An 18170-nucleotide genomic window follows, 5' to 3' on the forward strand; every position below is an offset into this window, starting at 1 on the left:
TACAGGATTGACGGTGAGACGTGAATCCTTCATGTCTCACCGCATGAAGACATCCCGTTTCGCGTCCGCGTTGATGGCATTGGGGTTCCTCGCCTGTGGAGGGGAGCCGGAAGAGGTCTCGGTCCCCGGCGTCCAGACCCAGGAGATCCTCGGCGGAGGCCTCGCGGCCCGGTACGAGCTGCCCCACCAGGTGCGCCTCCATGTGTCGGGCGCGTTCACCTGCGGGGGCACGCTCATCCGGGCCGGCTGGGTGGTGACGGCCGCCCACTGCGTCCAGGGCGTCACGCCCGCGTCCATGCGCATCTACGCGGGAGACCTGCGGTTGGGCACGGTGGAGGTGGACGAGCAGTACCGCGCGGTGTCGCGCAAGGTGCTGCACCCGTCCTATGACGGGTCGGCCCACGACGTCGCGCTCCTCCAGCTCGCCCAGCCCTTCAACCTCTCCCAGGCGATACAACCGCTGACGCTGCCGGACGCGCCCGCGCCCACGGGCGTGCCGTACGTCGCGAGCGGCTGGGGCCGCACCCCGAACGCGCCCACCTCCGATGGGCTCAAGCGCCTGAACCTGAGCATCACCTCCACGGCCACCTGCCGCGACCTGGTGGGAAGCGACTACGTCAACGGCGCGATGCTGTGCACGGCGCCGAGCGCCACCGCGAACGTCTGCACGAAGGACGACGGAGGCCCTCTGGCCTTCAACGGGAAGCTGTATGGGATTGTGAGCGGGTTCGGCTCCAGTCAGTGCAACACGTTCTCCGTGTTCACCAACGTGGCCACGTACACGCCGTGGATCCGCAACGTCATCAACGGGACGTGATGCACCGAGCCAACGCTGTTTCACGCCTTGGCTCTTGAGAACCGGGAAAGACGGATTTAAACGTTGAACGGTCTAAACGTTTTTGTCCATTTCCCGGGAGTCCAGGCATGCGCGCGTCGTGGCGGTCCACCCTGATGGCGGTGATGTTGGGCGCGGTCTTCGCGGAAGGAGCGGAGGCGGCGGAGCCCGGCGCGCAGCACTGGACGGAGAACCTCTCCGCCGGAACGGGCACGTCGGAGCTCGTGGGCACCCGGGACGGGCTGCTCTACGAACCCAACGCCGTGATGCGCCGCCCGGAAGACGCTGAGCCGGCTCACGGGCCTCTTCGAGTTCCCGGCGCGCACGCTCGAGCAGCCCGTGGACACCTTCCGCCCGCGCGTCCAGGCAGCCGTGGGCCTGGGGCAGGGTGTCGAAGTCGACGTGCGCGTGAGGACCCCCGGAGGCGCCTGGACCGAATGGCGCACCGCCACCGAAGGCGAAGCCGTGCGCCTGCCCCGCGCGGGCACGGAGGTGCAGGTCCGCCTCGCGCTCATCGCCGACGAGCGAGGCCGCGGTCCGGTGGTCCAGGAGGTGGGCCTGGAAGGCTGGCGCGAAGGCACCGGCACGGAGGAGGCGCTCCAGACGCTCGCGCCGCTGACCTACCGCGTCTACGCCACCCGTGAGGGCCTGGTGGGCGGCACGACGGCGAACGGCCACGTCATCAAGACCAACGACCGCTTCGTCGCGCTGCCTTCGCGGCGTGGCCTCGCGTCCAACGGAGGCTCCGAGTACCAGGTGCGCGTCTGTTATTCGAAGACGGCGAAGTGCACGACGACGTCCGTCTGGGACGTGGGCCCGTGGAACACGAAGGACGACTACTGGAACCCGTCCAGCGTGCGCGAGATGTGGAAGACGCTGCCGCAGGGCAAGCCGGAGGCGCAGGCGGCGTACCAGGACAACTTCAACGGCGGGTTGGACCAGTTCGGCCGCCGGCCGTCGAACCCCGCGGGCATCGACCTCGCGGACGGCACGTTCTGGCTGGACCTGGGCATGTCGAACAACGACTGGGTGGACGTGACGTACCTGTGGACGTCCGGCGGCGGCTCGTCGACGGGGCTGGTCATCGACAGCAACAACGCGAACAACGACCAGTCCAAGGGCTACATCCAGCTCACGGGCACCAGCTGGGCGTCCTCCACGAACGTGGCGGGCTACTACGGCACCAGCTACCTGGTGTCCCCGGGCGCGGCGGTGTCGGAGCCGGCGACGTTCTGGTTCTACATGGCCGCGGCGGGAACGAAGACGGTGGACGCGTGGTGGACGGCGGCGAGCGACCGCTCCACGGCCGCGCCCTTCATCGTCACGAACGCCTCCGGCACGCAATTGGCGAACGTGAAGGTGAACCAGACAATCAACGGCGCCAGGTGGAACACGCTCGGCACGTGGAGCTTCCCGGCGGGGTGGAACAAGGTCCAGCTGAGCCGCTGGGTGACGGCGGGGACCTACGTGGTCGCGGACGCCATCCAGGTCCGTTAGGCCTCATGGACGCACGGGTTGTCCGGGCGGTAGAACGGTGCCCCGTCTCCGAGGAAGTCATCCATGGCGTCGTTGCGCACCGTGCTCCCGCCCCCCGTGGAGGAGCCACAGCTCTACACCGACCTTGCCTCCTGGTGGCCGATGTTCTCGCCACCGGAGGAGTATGGGGAGGAGGCGGAAGACCTGCTCCCCATGCTGCGCCCGGAGGAGGGCCCGGCGCGCACGATGCTGGAGCTGGGCTCGGGCGGAGGCAGCCTGGCCTTCCATCTGAAGAAGCACTTCACGCTGACGTTGACGGACCGCTCGCCGGAGATGGTGGCGGTGAGCCGCAAGGTGAATCCGGAGTGTGAGCACCGCGTGGGGGACATGCGCACGCTGCGGCTGGGGCGCACGTTCGACCGGGTGATGGTGCACGACGCCATCATGTACGCGGTGGAGCGCGAGGACGCGCGGGCCACGGTCCTCACCGCGGCGGCGCATTGCCGTCCGGGAGGCCGGGTGGTGCTGCTGCCGGACTGCGTGCGTGAGACCTTCGAGCCCCTCACCGAGTCCGGAGGCCACGACGGTCCGGACGGGCGAGGAATGCGCTACCTCATGTGGACCTGGGATCCGGATCCGGACGACGAGACGTTCGAGACCGCGTTCGCCTATCTGCTGAGGGAAGCGGACGGGACGGTGAGCATGTCGCAGGAGCGCCACCGCTTCGGCCTGTTCCGTCGGGACGACTGGCTCGAATGGATGCGAGAGGCCGGCTGTCCCGCGACGACGCGCAGGGACCCCTGGAACCGGGAAGTCTTCATCGGAGTGCGGGAGCAGGACTGATGCGAGGGTGGGGGGCCCTGCTGGTGTTCATCCCGTTGTGGGGGATGGCCGCGCCCGCGCGAGTGGAGCTCGTCTTTGGCGGAGACGTGATTCCGCACGGCGAGGTGAAGTCCGTGGCGAAGGCCCACGCGCGTACTGGAAACCACGAAGGCTGGGACCACGTCTTCGGCCCGCTGTCGGACGTGCTGCGAACCGCGGACGTGGGCGTGGTGAACCTGGAGACGCCAGTCACCGCCAACACCAAGGCCTTCACGAAGGAGCTGGTCTTCAACGCGCCCCCATCCATGGTGCAGGCATTGGTGAACGCCGGAGTGAAGGTGGTCTCCACGGGCAACAACCACGCAAGGGATCAGCACGTGGAAGGCCTGGTGGAGACGCTGCGTCACCTGGACGCGGCGGGACTGCGCCACACGGGAACGGGAACGACAAGAGACGCGGCCTGGGAGCCGGTCTTCATGGAGGTGCGAGGCATCAAGCTGGGCTTCCTCTCCTTCACGAGGAGCCTGAACGGCTTCAGCAACCCGAAGGAAGCGGACGCGCCGCACGTGGCGCTGTTGCCCTATCCGGAGCACGCCTCGAGAAGGGGACTGAAACCAGAGGAGGCCCTGGAGCGGGTGCGAGCCGCGGCAGCGAAATGCGACGCGCTCTTCGTGATGGGGCACTGGGGGCGCGAATACACGGACACGCCGCACCCGTTGGACCGGGCCTTGGGTCAGTCCTTCCTGGAAGCAGGAGCCTTCGCGGTCATCGGCCACCATCCGCACGTGCTCCAGCCACTGGAGGCCTACACGACGAAGTCCGGGCGCCGGGGTTTCATCGCCTACTCCTTGGGCAACCTGGTGGCGAACCAGGCGCGCTTCTACCGGCACGTGAAGGGGCAACTGGGCAAGGACGGAGACAAGCGGGACACCCTGCTCCTGAGAGTCGGAGTGACCCGGGCGGATCCCGGAGCCCCGGTGTCCCTGGCGGATGTCTCCGTGTTGCCGGTCTGGATTGAAAACAACGCCCAGGGCCGCAAGGCGAAGGCGAAGCGGAACATCCAACCCGTGCTCATCGACCGTGAGATGGAGGAAGTCTCGCGAAGGTTGGCCGCCCTCACCCAGCGCACCGCGACGCCCGACAAGGCGACCCGAGCCGAGAAGGCCGCCCTGGAGCAGCGCCTGACCAACGCCCGTCACCGCCGCGAACGCATCCTGAGGATGCTGCCCGCGGAGTTCCAGGTGGCCACCCCGGAGCTGAGGCGAAGAGCGCTGACGGCTCAGACCGTACCCTGAGCCGGCACGCGGGCAATGAGTTCCGCGAGCTGTCCCCTGCAGGTCACACAGCGCTGACGGAACTCCTCGCTAAGGTCCTGGGAGGAAATGAGCGTGTCCCAGTACGCCAGCGCATGGCGGGAGGCATCGGCCCAGACATCCAGGGTGCCCAAGGTCGGAGGCGCGGGCTCGAATGGTCGAGAGACAAGGTGCGTCCCACCCGCGGGGGCGAACACCATGGGCAGCATGTCGTAGATGGGAGCCAGTCGGAAACGCCTCGGGGCGTCCATGAAAAAGGAGATGTTTCCGTTGTGCCGGTCGGTGTTTCCGATGAGCTGACCGAAAGTATCCAGCCATCGTATCCTTCGAGCATCCTCTGGCGTGATGAGCCGCTCGGCGAGAAGCCGTTGGGACACCGGGATCCATTTCCCGCCATCGCCAATGTGCTCATGGTCGATGGCGCCAAGCGATAGCAAGGGACGCCGGCCACGAGGGCCGACCCTGTCGAAGCGGTTGACCTCCAGAAAGCGCTGGGCTCCCACGGTGAACCATTCAGCTTCGGCGGCATCAAGACCCGCAGCGCGAACCGCTTCCAATGCGATGTACTCGCATACCAACAGGTCACACCAGCGTTGGCCGGCGGTGCCACTGCTCGCATCCGCGAACTTCACGAGAACGTGCCGGCCCTGCGAGTAGCCGGCGAACTTGGGCTGCTCGCCTCCTGCCGACGAACCCGCACCCGCTGCGAGATGATCAACCGCTCGCTGGGGATAGTCGTCCCGGTTGATTGGCTGGGGAACGGAGTTGAGGAAGCGGTTCAGTGACTCTTCGCCAAGGATGAGGTCTCCCGTGCAGTCATCACCACGCGCGCAGAGCGCGAGGAAGACTTGATCGTCGGTCCAGAATTCGGGGCGGGAAGGAAGTGCCAGATCCTGATGCCTTTGGAGGAACCCCTTCCCCATGTAACCCTGGGGTCTCATCTCTTCGGCAAAATGGGGACGGCCCTCGAAATGCTGACCCGGACCCGTCAGGCGCTCCAGCCATGCTCCCTGAGGCGATAGGAAGTGAAGGGTCCCTTCGGGCTGCCAGTTGCCTGCTTCGTCGACCCGGTGAACGGGGACCTGGCGGCCCAGGGATGGGATGACTCGAGTCAGGTGGTACTTCGCTCCCCGGGTTCGCCCCATCCGACAGACCTCGGTTCCCAACGCCTTGAGCCAGCGAGACATGGTTTGCTGGGAAACCTTGAAATGCTCCTTTAGAGCCTCCGCCGAAACGGGTTGAATCCGTCGGATGACCTCAAGGAGCTGTGCGAAGTCAGGGGGAGGAGCCATGAGTAGATACGTGAGTAGATAACTAGGGGTGTCCCTGCCTTCAACCTATTGATCTAGCTGCTGAAGACCCAGAGTAGACCCCGTTCAAGTGAGTAGATATCGCCCGGGGTTGACCCCCTGGACCTTGGGGGCCCTTTACCGTGTAAAGCCCGGTCCTTCCTTGGCTCGTAGGTGGGGCAGTTCTATGGGGGGCCCAAGGCAGGAAGAGGGCGTTTACCGCACGGTAAACAGGCCTGTTCTCGCCATCTTGCCACTTGGCAAATCCGCGCCAGCACGCTGGGAGTGCAATCGATTGCAGTCATGGATGGGTTCTTTATGACCCATGTCTTTTTTACGGCTTTGTCTTGAAAATATGGATTTATCTTTTGGGCTTGTTACCCCAGCGGGCGCCCGGACCCACGTCCTCCCCACCCCAGAGCCACCCCACGATTCCTCTTCTTCGCACCGCCGCAGCCGTCGCGCTGCTGGGCATCGCCACACCCCGGACGGCCAGAGCACCGGCCTGCCCAACCTCGACGCGCTGGCCTCCTCCGTGAAGAGCAACCTCATCGACGCCCACCTCACGGACGTGGACAGGCACGATCCCAAGGTGGTGAAGGCCGCGCACGCGAACGTGGATGCCGTCACCCGCCAGCTCACTGAACGCTCCCTGCTCCTCAAGGCGAAGGTCGACGCGGGTGATCTCGCGGTCGTCTCCGCCGACTACTCGAACGCACTCTGGGACACCGCGTCTTGCACGCGGCGTCCGGGCTGAAGCATGTGAACGCTCCCCTCATCCCGGAGCGTTCGTGTCCCATCCCCTCCCATGGTTCCGCTGGAGTCCCCTGGCCCTGACGCTGGCGGCCTCCCTCTCCTGTGCCCCCACCGAGGACCTGGAGCCCCCGCCACACCCCACCACCCAGAAGCAGGGCGTGGACGTGCCGGGCTTCGCCGAGCTGCACCACCACATGTTCGCCGAGGAGGCCTTCGGAGGCGGCTGGTTCCACGGCGGCGTCAACGGAGCGCTCGACACCTGTGACGGAGGCTGGCCCGAGAGCGACCACGCCCGCGTCCGCATGGACCTGAGCGGCCTGCTCAACCTGTGTCCCAACTCCGGAGGCGTGGACCTGAGCGGGGTCCCCGTCCTGTCCCAGCTCTTCGGAGTCGCGGGAGCGGTGGGCTCGGAGTTCATCGGGAAGATTGAAGGAACACAGGGGGACACCGGCCTGCACATGGGCCGCCGCCAGCCCGGCACGGAGTGGCCCCGCTGGGACACCATCGCCCACCAGCAGTCCTGGGGCGGGTGGCTCAGGCAGGCGCACCAGGGAGGCATGTCGCTGGTGGTGGTGTCCGCCGTGAGCAACGGCTTCCTCTGCGAAGCGCTGCCCCCGCAGAACCGCAAGCGCGCCTGTGACGAGATGATGGACGTGGAGGTCCAGCTCCAGATGGCCCACGCCTTCGACGCGGCCAATGACTGGGTGGAGATCGCACTGTCGCCTGCGGACGCGAGGCGGATCATCTCGCAGGGCAGGCTCGCCATGGTCCTCTCCATCGAGACCAGCAAGCTCTTCGGCGCGAAAGACTGGCGAGCGGAGCTGAACCGCTTCCACGCGCTGGGCGTGCGCACCCTCCAGCCCGTGCACCAGCTGGACAACCGCTTCGGCGGAGCGGCTCCGCACAACGCCATCTTCCAGGCCGCGCAGTTCTTGGAGAACTGCCACATCGACACCGACTGCGGCCTCACCGGCTCCGGCTTCACGCTGGGCTTCGACGTGGACGCCCAATGCCGCAACGTGAAGGGCCTCACCGCGGACGGCCAGCAGCTCCTCCAGGCGATGATGGACAAGGGCATGCTCATCGACCTGGCGCACTTGTCGGAGAAGGGCGTGCGTGACGCGTACGCCGTCTCCCAGGCGAACCGCTACTACCCGCTCTTCATCAGCCACGGCCACTTCCGCGAGGTGATGAACGGCAAGCTCGCCCAGAACGAGAAGACCACGCCCGCCTGGGTGGTGCAGATGCTCCGCCGCACGGGAGGCATGTTCGGCCTGCGCACCGCGCACGACGAGACGCGCACGTATACGCCCGCGAACATCGCCAACGACTGCCAGGGCTCCAGCCGCTCCTTCGCGCAGGCCTACGAGTACGGCCGCCAGGGACTCAAGGTCCCCATGGCCTTCGGCGCGGACTTCAACGGCTTCATCCAGCAGACCCGGCCTCGCTTCGGTCCCAACGGCGCATGCTCCGCGGGCTTCCAGGCGGAAGCGGACGCGCAGGCCCACCAGCAGGAGCTGGAGGCGCCGGGCCGGCTGGGCACGCCGTTCGACGAGCAGGGCCTGGCCCACGTGGGCCTCCTGCCGGACCTGCTCCGGGACGTGCGCAACCTGGGCGCGGACACCACGCCGCTGGACCGCTCGGCGGAGCTGTTCATCCGCATGTGGGAGCGCACCGTGAGCACCGCGCGCAACGGCGGCATGGCGGACCCGGCGCTGGACATCGACACGGGAGGCATCGCGCCGTGGGTGCCGCCGGAAGAGCGCGAGCAGGCGTACCCCACCGTCTGCGGCAAGGCCTACGCACCGGACTCCAAGACGCTGGGCCAGGGCTGCCGCTTTGACGACGAGTGCCAGAGCGAGCAGTGCACCTCCGTCCTCTGCGCCACCTTCGACGGCCGCTGCGTCTGCAATGACGACGGCGACTGCGGCACGTCCCGCTACTGCCAGAACGACATCCCGGCCAACCCCGGCGACAACGACTGCGTGGACCGCAAGACGGACGGCACGTCGTGCAGCCGCGACGGCCAGTGCCTCTCCGGAGCGTGCGGAGGCTGCTTCAACGCGGTGGGCTGGTGCTACACGCCGCGCTCCAAGGCCTACGGTCAGACCTGCAAGTCCGACCGCGAGTGCACCACCGACCGCTGCAGCGCGGACTGCTACGTGAATCCCACGGGCAGCTGCCTCTGCGACAGCGACTCGCACTGCGGAGCGAACCAGTTCTGCGGCTGGGGGCTCAACTCCGGCAAGTGCGTGAACAAGCGAGGCCGGGGCGCGGCCTGCTCCAGCGATCGCGAGTGCGCCTCCGGCACCTGCCGCTGGTCCTTCACCTGCAAGTAGCGCCTGCTTAGCGAGGCGCCTCGGGTTCCTTCCGGGGCGCCGAGTGCAGGTCGCGCAACGCGACGATGCGGTCCAGCAGAGGCCCGCCCAGCTTCCTCCGGGCGATGCGCTGCGACGGATAGATGCCCCGGTGGCCGGTGAGCAGGTACGCCACCGTGGCGACGATGGCCACATGAGGCAGCACGGAGGCGCCCACCAGCTCCACCGCCATCAGCGACAGCGCGAGCGGCGTATTGGCCGCCGCCGCGAACAGCGCTGCCATGCCCACCGCCGCGCCCAGGTCCACCGGCAGTCCCAACAGCCGGGCGAGGACATTGCCCAGCGCCGCCCCAATGAAGAACAGCGGAGTCACCTCTCCGCCCAGGAACCCCGCGCCCAGCGTCACCACCGTGAACACGAGCTTCCAGGCGAACGCGCCCCAGGGCAGTGACACATCCTCGAACGCGCGAAGGATGCCGGGTACGCCCAGGCCCAGGTAGTCGCTGGTGCCCGCGAGCTTCCAGAGCCCCACCACCCCCAGGCCGCCCAGGGCCATGCGCACGGGAAGCCACGGCACACGGCGCTCCAGGACCCGCTTCAGTCCATGCGTGCCCTCGATGAAGGCCACCGCCACGCCCGCGATACCCACCGCGAACACCAGCCACTTGCCCAGCACGGGCAACGTCAGCGCCAGCACCTGGGGCACCGGATACGCGGTGTGATGGATGCCCAGCCCGCGAGTCACCAGGTCACCCACGACGGCGGCCGTGAGCGCGGGCAGGAGCGCCTCGTAGCCCAGCCGGCCCACGCACACGACCTCCAGCCCGAACACCGTGCCCGCCAGCGGCGTGCCGAACACCGAACCGAAGCCGCCCGCGATGCCCGCCGCCAGCAGCTCGCGCCGGGTCTCCGGAGTCACGCGGAAGCGCCAGGCAATCTGGTCCGCCAGGCTCGCGCCCATCTGCACCGCGGTGCCCTCACGTCCCGCGCTCCCGCCGAACAGGTGCGTGAGCAGCGTGCCCAGCAGCACCATGGGCGCCATGCGCAGGGGAATCACCGCGTCGCCCGCGTGCACCGTGTCCAGCACCAGGTTGTTGCCGCCCCGGATGGACGCGCCCCACCGGCCGTAAATCGCACCCAGGACGAGTCCCGCCACGGGCAGCGCGTACACCAGCGATTCATGCGCCACCCGGAACTCCGTGGCCGCTTCCAGCAGCGCCAGGAACACCGCGGACGCCACGCCACACACGCCCCCCACGATGGCGCCCAACAGCAGCCATTGGCCCAGGGCTCGAGCACTCCCGGAGAGGTTCATTGCCGGACTCTAACCGTGAAACATCGCGTCAACCGGAAGCGCCGCGTCAGCGAAGAGCGAACAACGGCGCCACTCTGACGCACCATGGCGGAATTCATGTTCAACATGGAATACATACTGCGGGGTTAATTCAGGTCTGAGGAGTGATTCCAGAGTCAAACCCGTGTACCGTGCGCGGCCTCTCCCCATTGCCGGGGCGGGAACCCCCTACCTCTTCAGGAGCCGGTATGTCCGTTCGTCGCAGCGGGCTGTCCCTCGCCGCCGTCCTCGCCGCCACCACCCTCAGTGGCACCGCGATGGCCAGCACCATCAACCAGAACACGTCGTGGACCATCAACCGCTCGGCGTCGCAGACGTACCGGGTGGTGGCCTACGGCGACTCCATCTTCGCCGGCTACAACGGCGGCATCGGCAGCGTCGCGCGCCGTGCGGCCCCGGTGGTGGAGGGTGAGTACGCGGCGAAGAAGTGGGGCACCAACGTGGAGGTCATCCGCCGCACGAAGTCCGGCGCGAAGGCGGACGACATCTACAACAACAAGATCGTCAACGAGCGCTCCTACATGCAGGACTCCCGGACGCGCGTCGTGATGTTCGAGATGTGCGGCAACGACTACCTGCAGGCCCGCAGCGCGTTCACCGACCAGACGGGGACGTGCAACTACAGCGGCCTGCAGAACGCGCTGGCGACCTGCACCACGTACATGGAGCGGGCGATGCAGACCATCAACCAGTACGCGACCACCGCGAAGGTGAAGGTCATCTCCAACATCTATTACCCCGGCTATGACGCGGACAACGTGCTGACCTCCTGCACGGACTCGGCGACGGGCCAGAAGGTGAACAAGCAGCAGTACTTCCTGCCGCTGCTGGCGCGCAGCAACTGGCGCGCCTGTAACCTGGCGGCGAAGTACGGCTTCAAGTGCGCGGACGCCTTCGCGGAGATGATGGCCTCCGACTACGACCGCAACGGTGACGGCCAGATCGACTCCGCGGCCATTGCCTACCGCGCCGGCGAGACCGAGGACGCCTACGTGCAGCGCATCAGCGTCACCCTGCGCGGCACCCTGCGCGACGCGAACGGCCACCTGGCGAACAGCAGCACCAGCTACGACTACATCCAGTCGGATAACACGCACCCGACGTACACGGGCTCCACCATCAGCGTGAACATCTTCTCCGGCTCCGGTTCAGGCTCCGGGGCGCCGTCCTACACGGACGGCCAGGTCGTCAACGGCAAGAACCCGGACTGGAACAAGTTCGGCCACGAGCGCATGGGCTACAGCATCTCCACGTTCGACCCCGCGACGCCGTGACGTAAATCGGCATCCGTAGGGAGAAAGGGCCTCTGACCTGTCACCGGGTCGGGGGCCTTGTCGCGTCTGGACCTATCCGGTGCGCAGTGCCCGGTGGGTGAGATGGATGTCGCGGAAGGAGGGGATGCGTGCCGGCGCGAGCACATGCTTCAGCGCCAGCAGCATCTGTGTCGCGCACCGCCGGGCATCCATCCCGCCAATGCCGGTGCCCAGGCCGGGACACACCAGCGTCCGGATGACGGGAGCACCCGCGGCTTCGTTGTGCCGCTTCACCGCGAGAAGAGCGGCCCGGAACGCCAGGTACGCATTGACGGTCTGCGAGACGCTCTCCGGGATGCGCATGGTCGGCGCGGCAACGAGGAACGGCCAGCGGTCATGGCCCGAAGGCACGACCACGGCGGCGCCAACCGGGAGCTCACCATGATGGTGCTCCACGATGGACCGCTGGACGGCGTCTTGTACCTGGAGGCCCAGGGTGTCCCGGATTGCCAGGTCGAGCCCGCCATCCATGATGCCGAAGCTGTTGGCCGGGCTGACCATCGCGTCCGCGGGGACGGCGAAGAAGTCCTCCTTCCGCACGGAGACGAAGTCGAATGCGTCGAAGGCCTCGTCCCAGGCCCTCACCAGCTGAGGCTGAAGGTCGATGAGGTAGATCTTCTCGGGGAGCATGGTCCGACCCTCTAGCACCAGGGAAGGGAACACCCCGCTCAGCAGCCAGGCGTTCAGGCCTCCGCCCATCCGGCCACCCGAGAAGTCGGGACTCCAATGATCAGGCTCGGCGCAACGAGTGTTTGACGTCCTCGGCCCGAAGCGTTAGAGAGTGGACCCCCCGCGACGAACCGCTGGCCTCCGGGCCGTGGAAAGTCCGCAGGGGGAAGAAAAGGATCGACGAAGGGTGTTGATCCCGAACGCGGTGAAGAGGTAGAAGCCGCGCCCCTCACCTCGAAGCCCGCGCACTGGCGCGGAAGGCACTTCGGGGAGAGAGCAGCACCGAAAAGGAAATAGGGCAGTCAACGAGCGGGTTGACAGCGAACGCGGCGAAGAGATAGAAGCCGCGCCCCACCGAAGAAGCAGCAGTCCGGCAGGCAACACGACGGACGCAAAGCGGTGAGGGAAGCTGACAGCAGGCGGTTGACAGGGAACGCGGCGCTGAAGTAGAAGCCGCTCCCCTTCGAAAAGAAGCGGCGGAAGTCACTGGACGGCGCCGACGAACTTCGAAGCAGCCCGCAGGACGCAAAAGCGAAGTTGACGCTGACTGCGAACTGAAATAGAAGCTGCAACCCCGCCGGACGGAACAAGCCGGCAAGCAACAAAGTCGTAACAAGCGGCTCGGTCTTTGAAAACCAAATAGCAAGCCCAAGCAGTAATGGATTGCGGAAACCGCAGTCAATTTTTTGAGGGCATCTTCACCTCCAAGAGCAGCGCTGAAAAGCGCAGCGAGGAGGGGAGTGCCGACGAATCAGCGAGCCGAGACTCCTTAGCCGGGTCTCGGGGAACGCCGGTTCAAGCAAACCAAGAATACAATTGGAGAGTTTGATCCTGGCTCAGAACGAACGCTGGCGGCGTGCCTAACACATGCAAGTCGAGCGCGAATAGGGGCAACCCTTAGTAGAGCGGCGCACGGGTGCGTAACACGTGGATAATCTGCCTGGATGCCTGGGATAACCAGTCGAAAGATTGGCTAATACCGGATAAGCCCACGGTTTCTTCGGAGACTGAGGGAAAAGGTGGCCTCTGTATACAAGCTATCACAACCAGATGAGTCCGCGGCCCATCAGCTAGTTGGCGGGGTAATGGCCCACCAAGGCGACGACGGGTAGCTGGTCTGAGAGGACGATCAGCCACACTGGAACTGAGACACGGTCCAGACTCCTACGGGAGGCAGCAGTGGGGAATTTTGCGCAATGGGCGAAAGCCTGACGCAGCAACGCCGCGTGTGTGATGAAGGTCTTTGGATTGTAAAGCACTTTCGACCGGGACGAAACCGTAAAGCCTAATACGCTTTGCCTTGACGGTACCGGGAGAAGAAGCACCGGCTAACTCTGTGCCAGCAGCCGCGGTAATACAGAGGGTGCAAGCGTTGTTCGGAATTATTGGGCGTAAAGCGCGTGTAGGCGGCTTTGCAAGTCGGGTGTGAAAGCCCTCAGCTCAACTGAGGAAGTGCGCCCGAAACTGCAGAGCTTGAGTGCCGGAGAGGGTGGCGGAATTCCCCAAGTAGAGGTGAAATTCGTAGATATGGGGAGGAACACCGGTGGCGAAGGCGGCCACCTGGACGGTAACTGACGCTGAGACGCGAAAGCGTGGGTAGCAAACAGGATTAGATACCCTGGTAGTCCACGCCGTAAACGATGAGAACTAGGTGTCGTGGGAGTTGACCCCCGCGGTGCCGTAGCTAACGCATTAAGTTCTCCGCCTGGGAAGTACGGTCGCAAGACTAAAACTCAAAGGAATTGACGGGGGTCCGCACAAGCGGTGGAGCATGTGGTTTAATTCGACGCAACGCGCAGAACCTTACCTGGTCTTGACATCCTCGGAATCCTTCAGAGATGAGGGAGTGCCCGCAAGGGAACCGAGAGACAGGTGCTGCATGGCTGTCGTCAGCTCGTGTCGTGAGATGTTGGGTTAAGTCCCGCAACGAGCGCAACCCTCGCCTTTAGTTGCCACGCAAGTGGATCTCTAGAGGGACTGCCGGTGTTAAACCGGAGGAAGGTGGGGATGACGTCAAGTCCTCATGGCCTTTATGACCAGGGCTACACACGTGCTACAATGGCCGGTACAGAGCGCTGCAAACCCGCGAGGGGGAGCTAATCGCAGAAAACCGGTCTCAGTTCAGATTGGAGTCTGCAACTCGACTCCATGAAGGCGGAATCGCTAGTAATCGCAGATCAGCACGCTGCGGTGAATACGTTCCCGGGCCTTGTACACACCGCCCGTCACACCATGGGAGTCGATTGCTCCAGAAGTCATCTCACCAAGAGATGCCCAAGGAGTGCTCGGTAACTGGGGTGAAGTCGTAACAAGGTAGCCGTAGGGGAACCTGCGGCTGGATCACCTCCTTTCTAAGGAGACCGGGTGTTGGACTCAGCCTTCGGGCGAGTAGGCAACACCAGCAGCCTTCGGGCTGTCAGGTCATCTCTAGGTCAATGTTTCCGATAAACAATCCATTATGAACTTCGGGCTTGCTGTTTGGTTTTGAAGGACCGAGCGAAGCAGTGCTCGGCTCTTTGAGAATGAAGGACGCTGTAGGGTTCTGCCGATGCTTTAGCCCCGCTTGGGCCTATAGCTCAGCTGGCTAGAGCGCGCGCCTGATAAGCGCGAGGTCGGTGGTTCAAGTCCACCTAGGCCCACCATTCTCCCTCAACGGAGGGATGCGAATGGGAGCCGACGCGAAAGTCGGGGCTGTAGCTCAGCTGGGAGAGCGCCAGCTTTGCAAGCTGGATGTCGTCGGTTCGATCCCGATCAGCTCCACAAGTTTCCTGGAAGTCGCAGGGACGTTCTTTGACAAGTGCATACGAAGGGTAAGTTGCAATTTCTGCTGAGTGAAGTTCTCAACAGAAGTGCCGACTTCGAAATGAGTCTCACCTGGCGCCGCGAGGCAGTTGGGCGGGACAAAAGCGAAGTCTCCCACACAAGAAGAAGCAGTGAGAAACAGCAATAAAGAATGTCTTCCGGACCTGCTAGCGAAGAGCAGAGGTCTGGGCCTTGGTCTCCGAGTTTCGACAATCCGCCGGGAGGCGGGCGTTAGACAAGAGATTAGGGCAAGTAAGCTACTAAGGGCGTGCGGTGGATGCCTAGGTGCCAAGAGGCGATGAAGGACGTGGGTGGCTGCGAAAAGCTTCGGGGAGTTGCCAACCAAACGTTGATCCGGAGATGTCCGAATGGGGAAACCCAGCGCGGCGAATAGCTGCGTTACTGCAACCTGAATTCATAGGGTTTCAGAGCAAACCAGGGGAAGTGAAACATCTCAGTACCCTGAGGAAGAGAAAACAATGAGTGATTCCCAAAGTAGTGGCGAGCGAAATGGGAAGAGGCCAAACCAGCGCCATGCAAATGGCGATGGGGTAGCGGGTCCGCGGTAGGACTTTGAGAGGCTAGTGGAAGCGTCCTGGAAAGACGCACCAAAGAGCGTGATAGTCGCGTACACGAAAGCCTTTTGGAGCTGAGCGGGTTACCCAAGTAAGACGGGACACGTGCAATCCTGTCTGAATCTGCCGGGACCATCCGGTAAGCCTAAATACTCCTTGGCGACCGATAGTGAACAAGTACCGCGAGGGAAAGGTGAAAAGAACCCCGGTGAGGGGAGTCAAAAGAACCTGAAACCGCATGTCTACAAGCAGTTCGAGCACTACGGCGCAAGCCAGTGCGAGAGCGTACCTTTTGCATCATGATTCGGCGACTTAATATACGTAGCGAGGCTAAGCCGTTAGGTGGAGCCGGAGCGAAAGCGAGTCCGAATAGGGCGCTAAGTTGCGTGTATTATAACCCGAAGCGGGGTGATCTACACATGGCCAGGTTGAAGTGCGGGTAACACCGCATGGAGGACCGAACTCATGAAAGTTGAAAATTTCTGGGATGAGCTGTGTGTAGGGGTGAAAGGCCAATCAAACTCCGTGATAGCTGGTTCTCCCCGAAAGATATTTAGGTATCGGCTCGGGTAATTCAATGCCGGAGGTAGAGCACTGAAACGGCTAGGGGTCTCACCAGATTACCAAACCGTATCAAACTCCGAATGCCGGCAATTGTTATCCCGGGACGCAGTCAGTGGGTGATAACGTCCATTGGCAAGAGGGGAATAACCCAGACCGACAGCTAAGGCCCCCAAATCTAGTCTAAGTGAACACTAGAAAGGATGTGGCAGGTCATTGACAACCAGGAGGTTGGCTTAGAAGCAGCCATCCTTTAAAGAAAGCGTAATAGCTCACTGGTCAAGACAGACCGCGCCGAAAATGTAACGGGGCTCAAGACTAGTGCCGAAGCTTCGGGTCATGCATGTTTGGCATGCATGGCGGTAGGGGAGCGTCCCAGTTGCAGCGAAGGTGGACCGAAAGGGCCGCTGGAGCGACTGGGAGTGCTGATGCCGAAATGAGTAGCGATAAAGGGGGTGAGAAACCCCCTCGCCGTAAACCCAAGGTTTCCTGGGTCAAGTTAATCTTCCCAGGGTTAGCCGGGTCCTAAGCCGAGGCCGAAAGGCGTAGGTGATGGCAAGCAGGTTAATATTCCTGCGCCATCTTGCAGACGTTGAACTGAGGGAGGACGGAGAAAGCTAGGCGAGCTGACCGGTGGTTGTGTCAGTCTAAAGGCGTAGGGGTGTCGCGTACGAATAAAGGCGCGGCAGCTATCCCCGAGACCCCATGGCGCCCCGCAAGGGGTAAGTCGCTGATGCTCGGCTTCCAAGAAAAGTCCCGCAGGGAGTCTGCAGGGTGTCCGTACCGCAAACCGACACAGGTGGGTGAGGAGAAAATCCTAAGGCGCTTGAGAGAACTCTCCTCCAAGGAACTAGGCAAATTTCCACCGTAACTTCGGAAGAAGGTGGGCCTCTGGTAGGTGTAGGCGTACAGCCGAAGCCGAGAGAGGTTGCAGAGAAATGGCGGTAGCGACTGTTTACCAAAAACACAGGACTCTGCGAAGGCGACAAGCCGACGTATAGGGTCTGACTCCTGCCCGGTGCTGGAAGGTTAAGGGGATTCGTCAGCCGCAAGGCGAAGCGATGATCCGAAGCCCCAGTAAACGGCGGCCGTAACTATAACGGTCCTAAGGTAGCGAAATTCCTTGTCGGGTAAGTTCCGACCTGCACGAATGGAGTAACGACTTCCGCACTGTCTCGGAGAGGGACTCAGCGAAATTGAAATAGCTGTGCCGATGCAGTTTACCCGCAGCAAGACGGAAAGACCCCGTGAACCTTTACTACAACTTGACAGTGACACTAGGGATTGACTGTGTAGGATAGGTGGGAGCCTTTGAAGCCGGGCCGCTAGGTTCGGTGGAGGCAACGGTGAAATACCACCCTGTTGATTTCTGGTGTCTAACCACGTCTCGTCAGCCGGGACTGGGACACTGTCTGGTGGGTAGTTTGACTGGGGCGGTCGCCTCCCAAAAAGTAACGGAGGCGCGCGATGGTTCCCTCAGCCCGATTGGAAACCGGGCGTCGAGTGCAATGGCATAAGGGAGCTTGACTGCGAGACCGACAGGTCGAGCAGGTGCGAAAGCAGGTCATAGTGATCCGGTGGTCCTGAATGGAAGGGCCATCGCTCAACGGATAAAAGGTACTCCGGGGATAACAGGCTTATCTCCCCCAAGAGTTCACATCGACGGGGAGGTTTGGCACCTCGATGTCGGCTCATCGCATCCTGGGGCTGGAGCAGGTCCCAAGGGTTTGGCTGTTCGCCAATTAAAGCGGTACGCGAGCTGGGTTCAAAACGTCGTGAGACAGTTTGGTCCCTATCTGCTGTGGGCGTAGGATACTTGAGAGGCTCTGACCTTAGTACGAGAGGACCGGGTTGGAGGCACCGCTGGTGTACCAGTTGTCTCGCCAGAGGCATCGCTGGGTAGCCATGTGCCGATTGGATAACCGCTGAAAGCATCTAAGCGGGAAACCGACCTCAAGACCAGGTATCCCGGGCGCAAGCCCCTGAAGACTCGTGGAAGACTACCACGTTGATAGGCTGGGTGTGTAAGCGCGGTAACGCGTTAAGCTAACCAGTACTAATAAGTCGAGCGGCTTACTTCCCCCATT

At 63.6% G+C, this 18170-nt stretch carries 10 protein-coding genes, 2 tRNA genes and 2 rRNA genes; 11 read left to right on the top strand and 3 right to left on the bottom strand.

Annotated elements, in window-relative coordinates; genetic code table 11:
• The first annotated feature begins 43 nt into the window (after nt 1-43).
• From ACX114_RS00475 to ACX114_RS00490, 4 genes are all read left to right on the top strand, one after another.
• Nucleotides 44-817 (top strand): serine protease, encoded by a 774-nt coding sequence (locus ACX114_RS00475; RefSeq protein ID WP_459293604.1) that lies wholly within the window; start codon nt 44-46, stop codon nt 815-817.
• Nucleotides 818-1174: 357 nt separating this feature from the next.
• Nucleotides 1175-2332, top strand: coding sequence for a golvesin C-terminal-like domain-containing protein (locus ACX114_RS00480; protein ID WP_459293606.1), 1158 nt, complete (start codon nt 1175-1177; stop codon nt 2330-2332).
• A gap of 63 nt (nt 2333-2395) precedes the next feature.
• A complete protein-coding gene (locus tag ACX114_RS00485; protein ID WP_459293608.1) occupies nt 2396-3154 on the top strand; it encodes a class I SAM-dependent methyltransferase in 759 nt (252 codons plus the stop codon).
• Entirely contained in the window at nt 3154-4428 is a 1275-nt protein-coding gene (locus ACX114_RS00490) for a CapA family protein (protein ID WP_459293610.1), read from the top strand. Before ACX114_RS00485 ends, ACX114_RS00490 begins: the two co-directional genes overlap by 1 nt.
• Here ACX114_RS00490 and yjjJ read toward each other — a convergent pair.
• Entirely contained in the window at nt 4413-5738 is a 1326-nt protein-coding gene (gene yjjJ / locus ACX114_RS00495; protein WP_459293612.1) for a type II toxin-antitoxin system HipA family toxin YjjJ, read from the bottom strand. The genes ACX114_RS00490 and yjjJ overlap by 16 nt on opposite strands.
• Before the next feature lie 532 nt (nt 5739-6270).
• Between yjjJ and ACX114_RS00500 the strand changes: the two genes are divergently transcribed.
• Both ACX114_RS00500 and ACX114_RS00505 read left to right on the top strand, forming a co-directional pair.
• Complete coding sequence (locus ACX114_RS00500) at nt 6271-6492, top strand: hypothetical protein (RefSeq protein WP_459293614.1); 222 nt, start codon at nt 6271-6273, stop codon at nt 6490-6492.
• A 34-nt stretch (nt 6493-6526) separates the two neighbouring features.
• A complete protein-coding gene (locus ACX114_RS00505) occupies nt 6527-8830 on the top strand; it encodes a membrane dipeptidase (RefSeq protein WP_459293616.1) in 2304 nt (767 codons plus the stop codon).
• Nucleotides 8831-8837: 7 nt separating this feature from the next.
• Here ACX114_RS00505 and ACX114_RS00510 read toward each other — a convergent pair whose 3' ends face one another.
• A complete protein-coding gene (locus ACX114_RS00510; RefSeq protein ID WP_459293618.1) occupies nt 8838-10124 on the bottom strand; it encodes a chloride channel protein in 1287 nt (428 codons plus the stop codon).
• A 227-nt stretch (nt 10125-10351) separates the two neighbouring features.
• On the opposite strand from ACX114_RS00510, the gene ACX114_RS00515 reads away from it, so the two are divergent.
• The gene (locus tag ACX114_RS00515; protein WP_459293620.1) at nt 10352-11437 is read left to right on the top strand and encodes an SGNH/GDSL hydrolase family protein; all 1086 of its coding nucleotides are present in this window, start codon (nt 10352-10354) and stop codon (nt 11435-11437) included.
• Nucleotides 11438-11509: 72 nt separating this feature from the next.
• Here ACX114_RS00515 and ACX114_RS00520 read toward each other — a convergent pair whose 3' ends face one another.
• A complete protein-coding gene (locus ACX114_RS00520; RefSeq protein WP_459293622.1) occupies nt 11510-12106 on the bottom strand; it encodes a macro domain-containing protein in 597 nt (198 codons plus the stop codon).
• Between the two features lie 852 nt (nt 12107-12958).
• Here ACX114_RS00520 and ACX114_RS00525 point away from each other — a divergent pair.
• The 4 genes from ACX114_RS00525 to ACX114_RS00540 all read left to right on the top strand — a co-directional run bounded on the left by ACX114_RS00525 (nt 12959) and on the right by ACX114_RS00540 (nt 18164).
• Nucleotides 12959-14496 (top strand): 16S ribosomal RNA (locus ACX114_RS00525).
• 214 nt (nt 14497-14710) lie between these two features.
• A tRNA-Ile gene (locus ACX114_RS00530) sits at nt 14711-14787 on the top strand.
• A 45-nt stretch (nt 14788-14832) separates the two neighbouring features.
• Nucleotides 14833-14905: transfer RNA gene (locus ACX114_RS00535), tRNA-Ala, on the top strand.
• A gap of 292 nt (nt 14906-15197) precedes the next feature.
• A 23S ribosomal RNA gene (locus ACX114_RS00540) occupies nt 15198-18164 on the top strand.
• Together the 16S and 23S rRNA genes with 2 tRNA genes alongside form the textbook arrangement of a ribosomal RNA operon.
• Nucleotides 18165-18170: the final 6 nt, after the last annotated feature.

The sequence above is a fragment of the Corallococcus sp. M7 genome, from assembly GCF_054512695.1.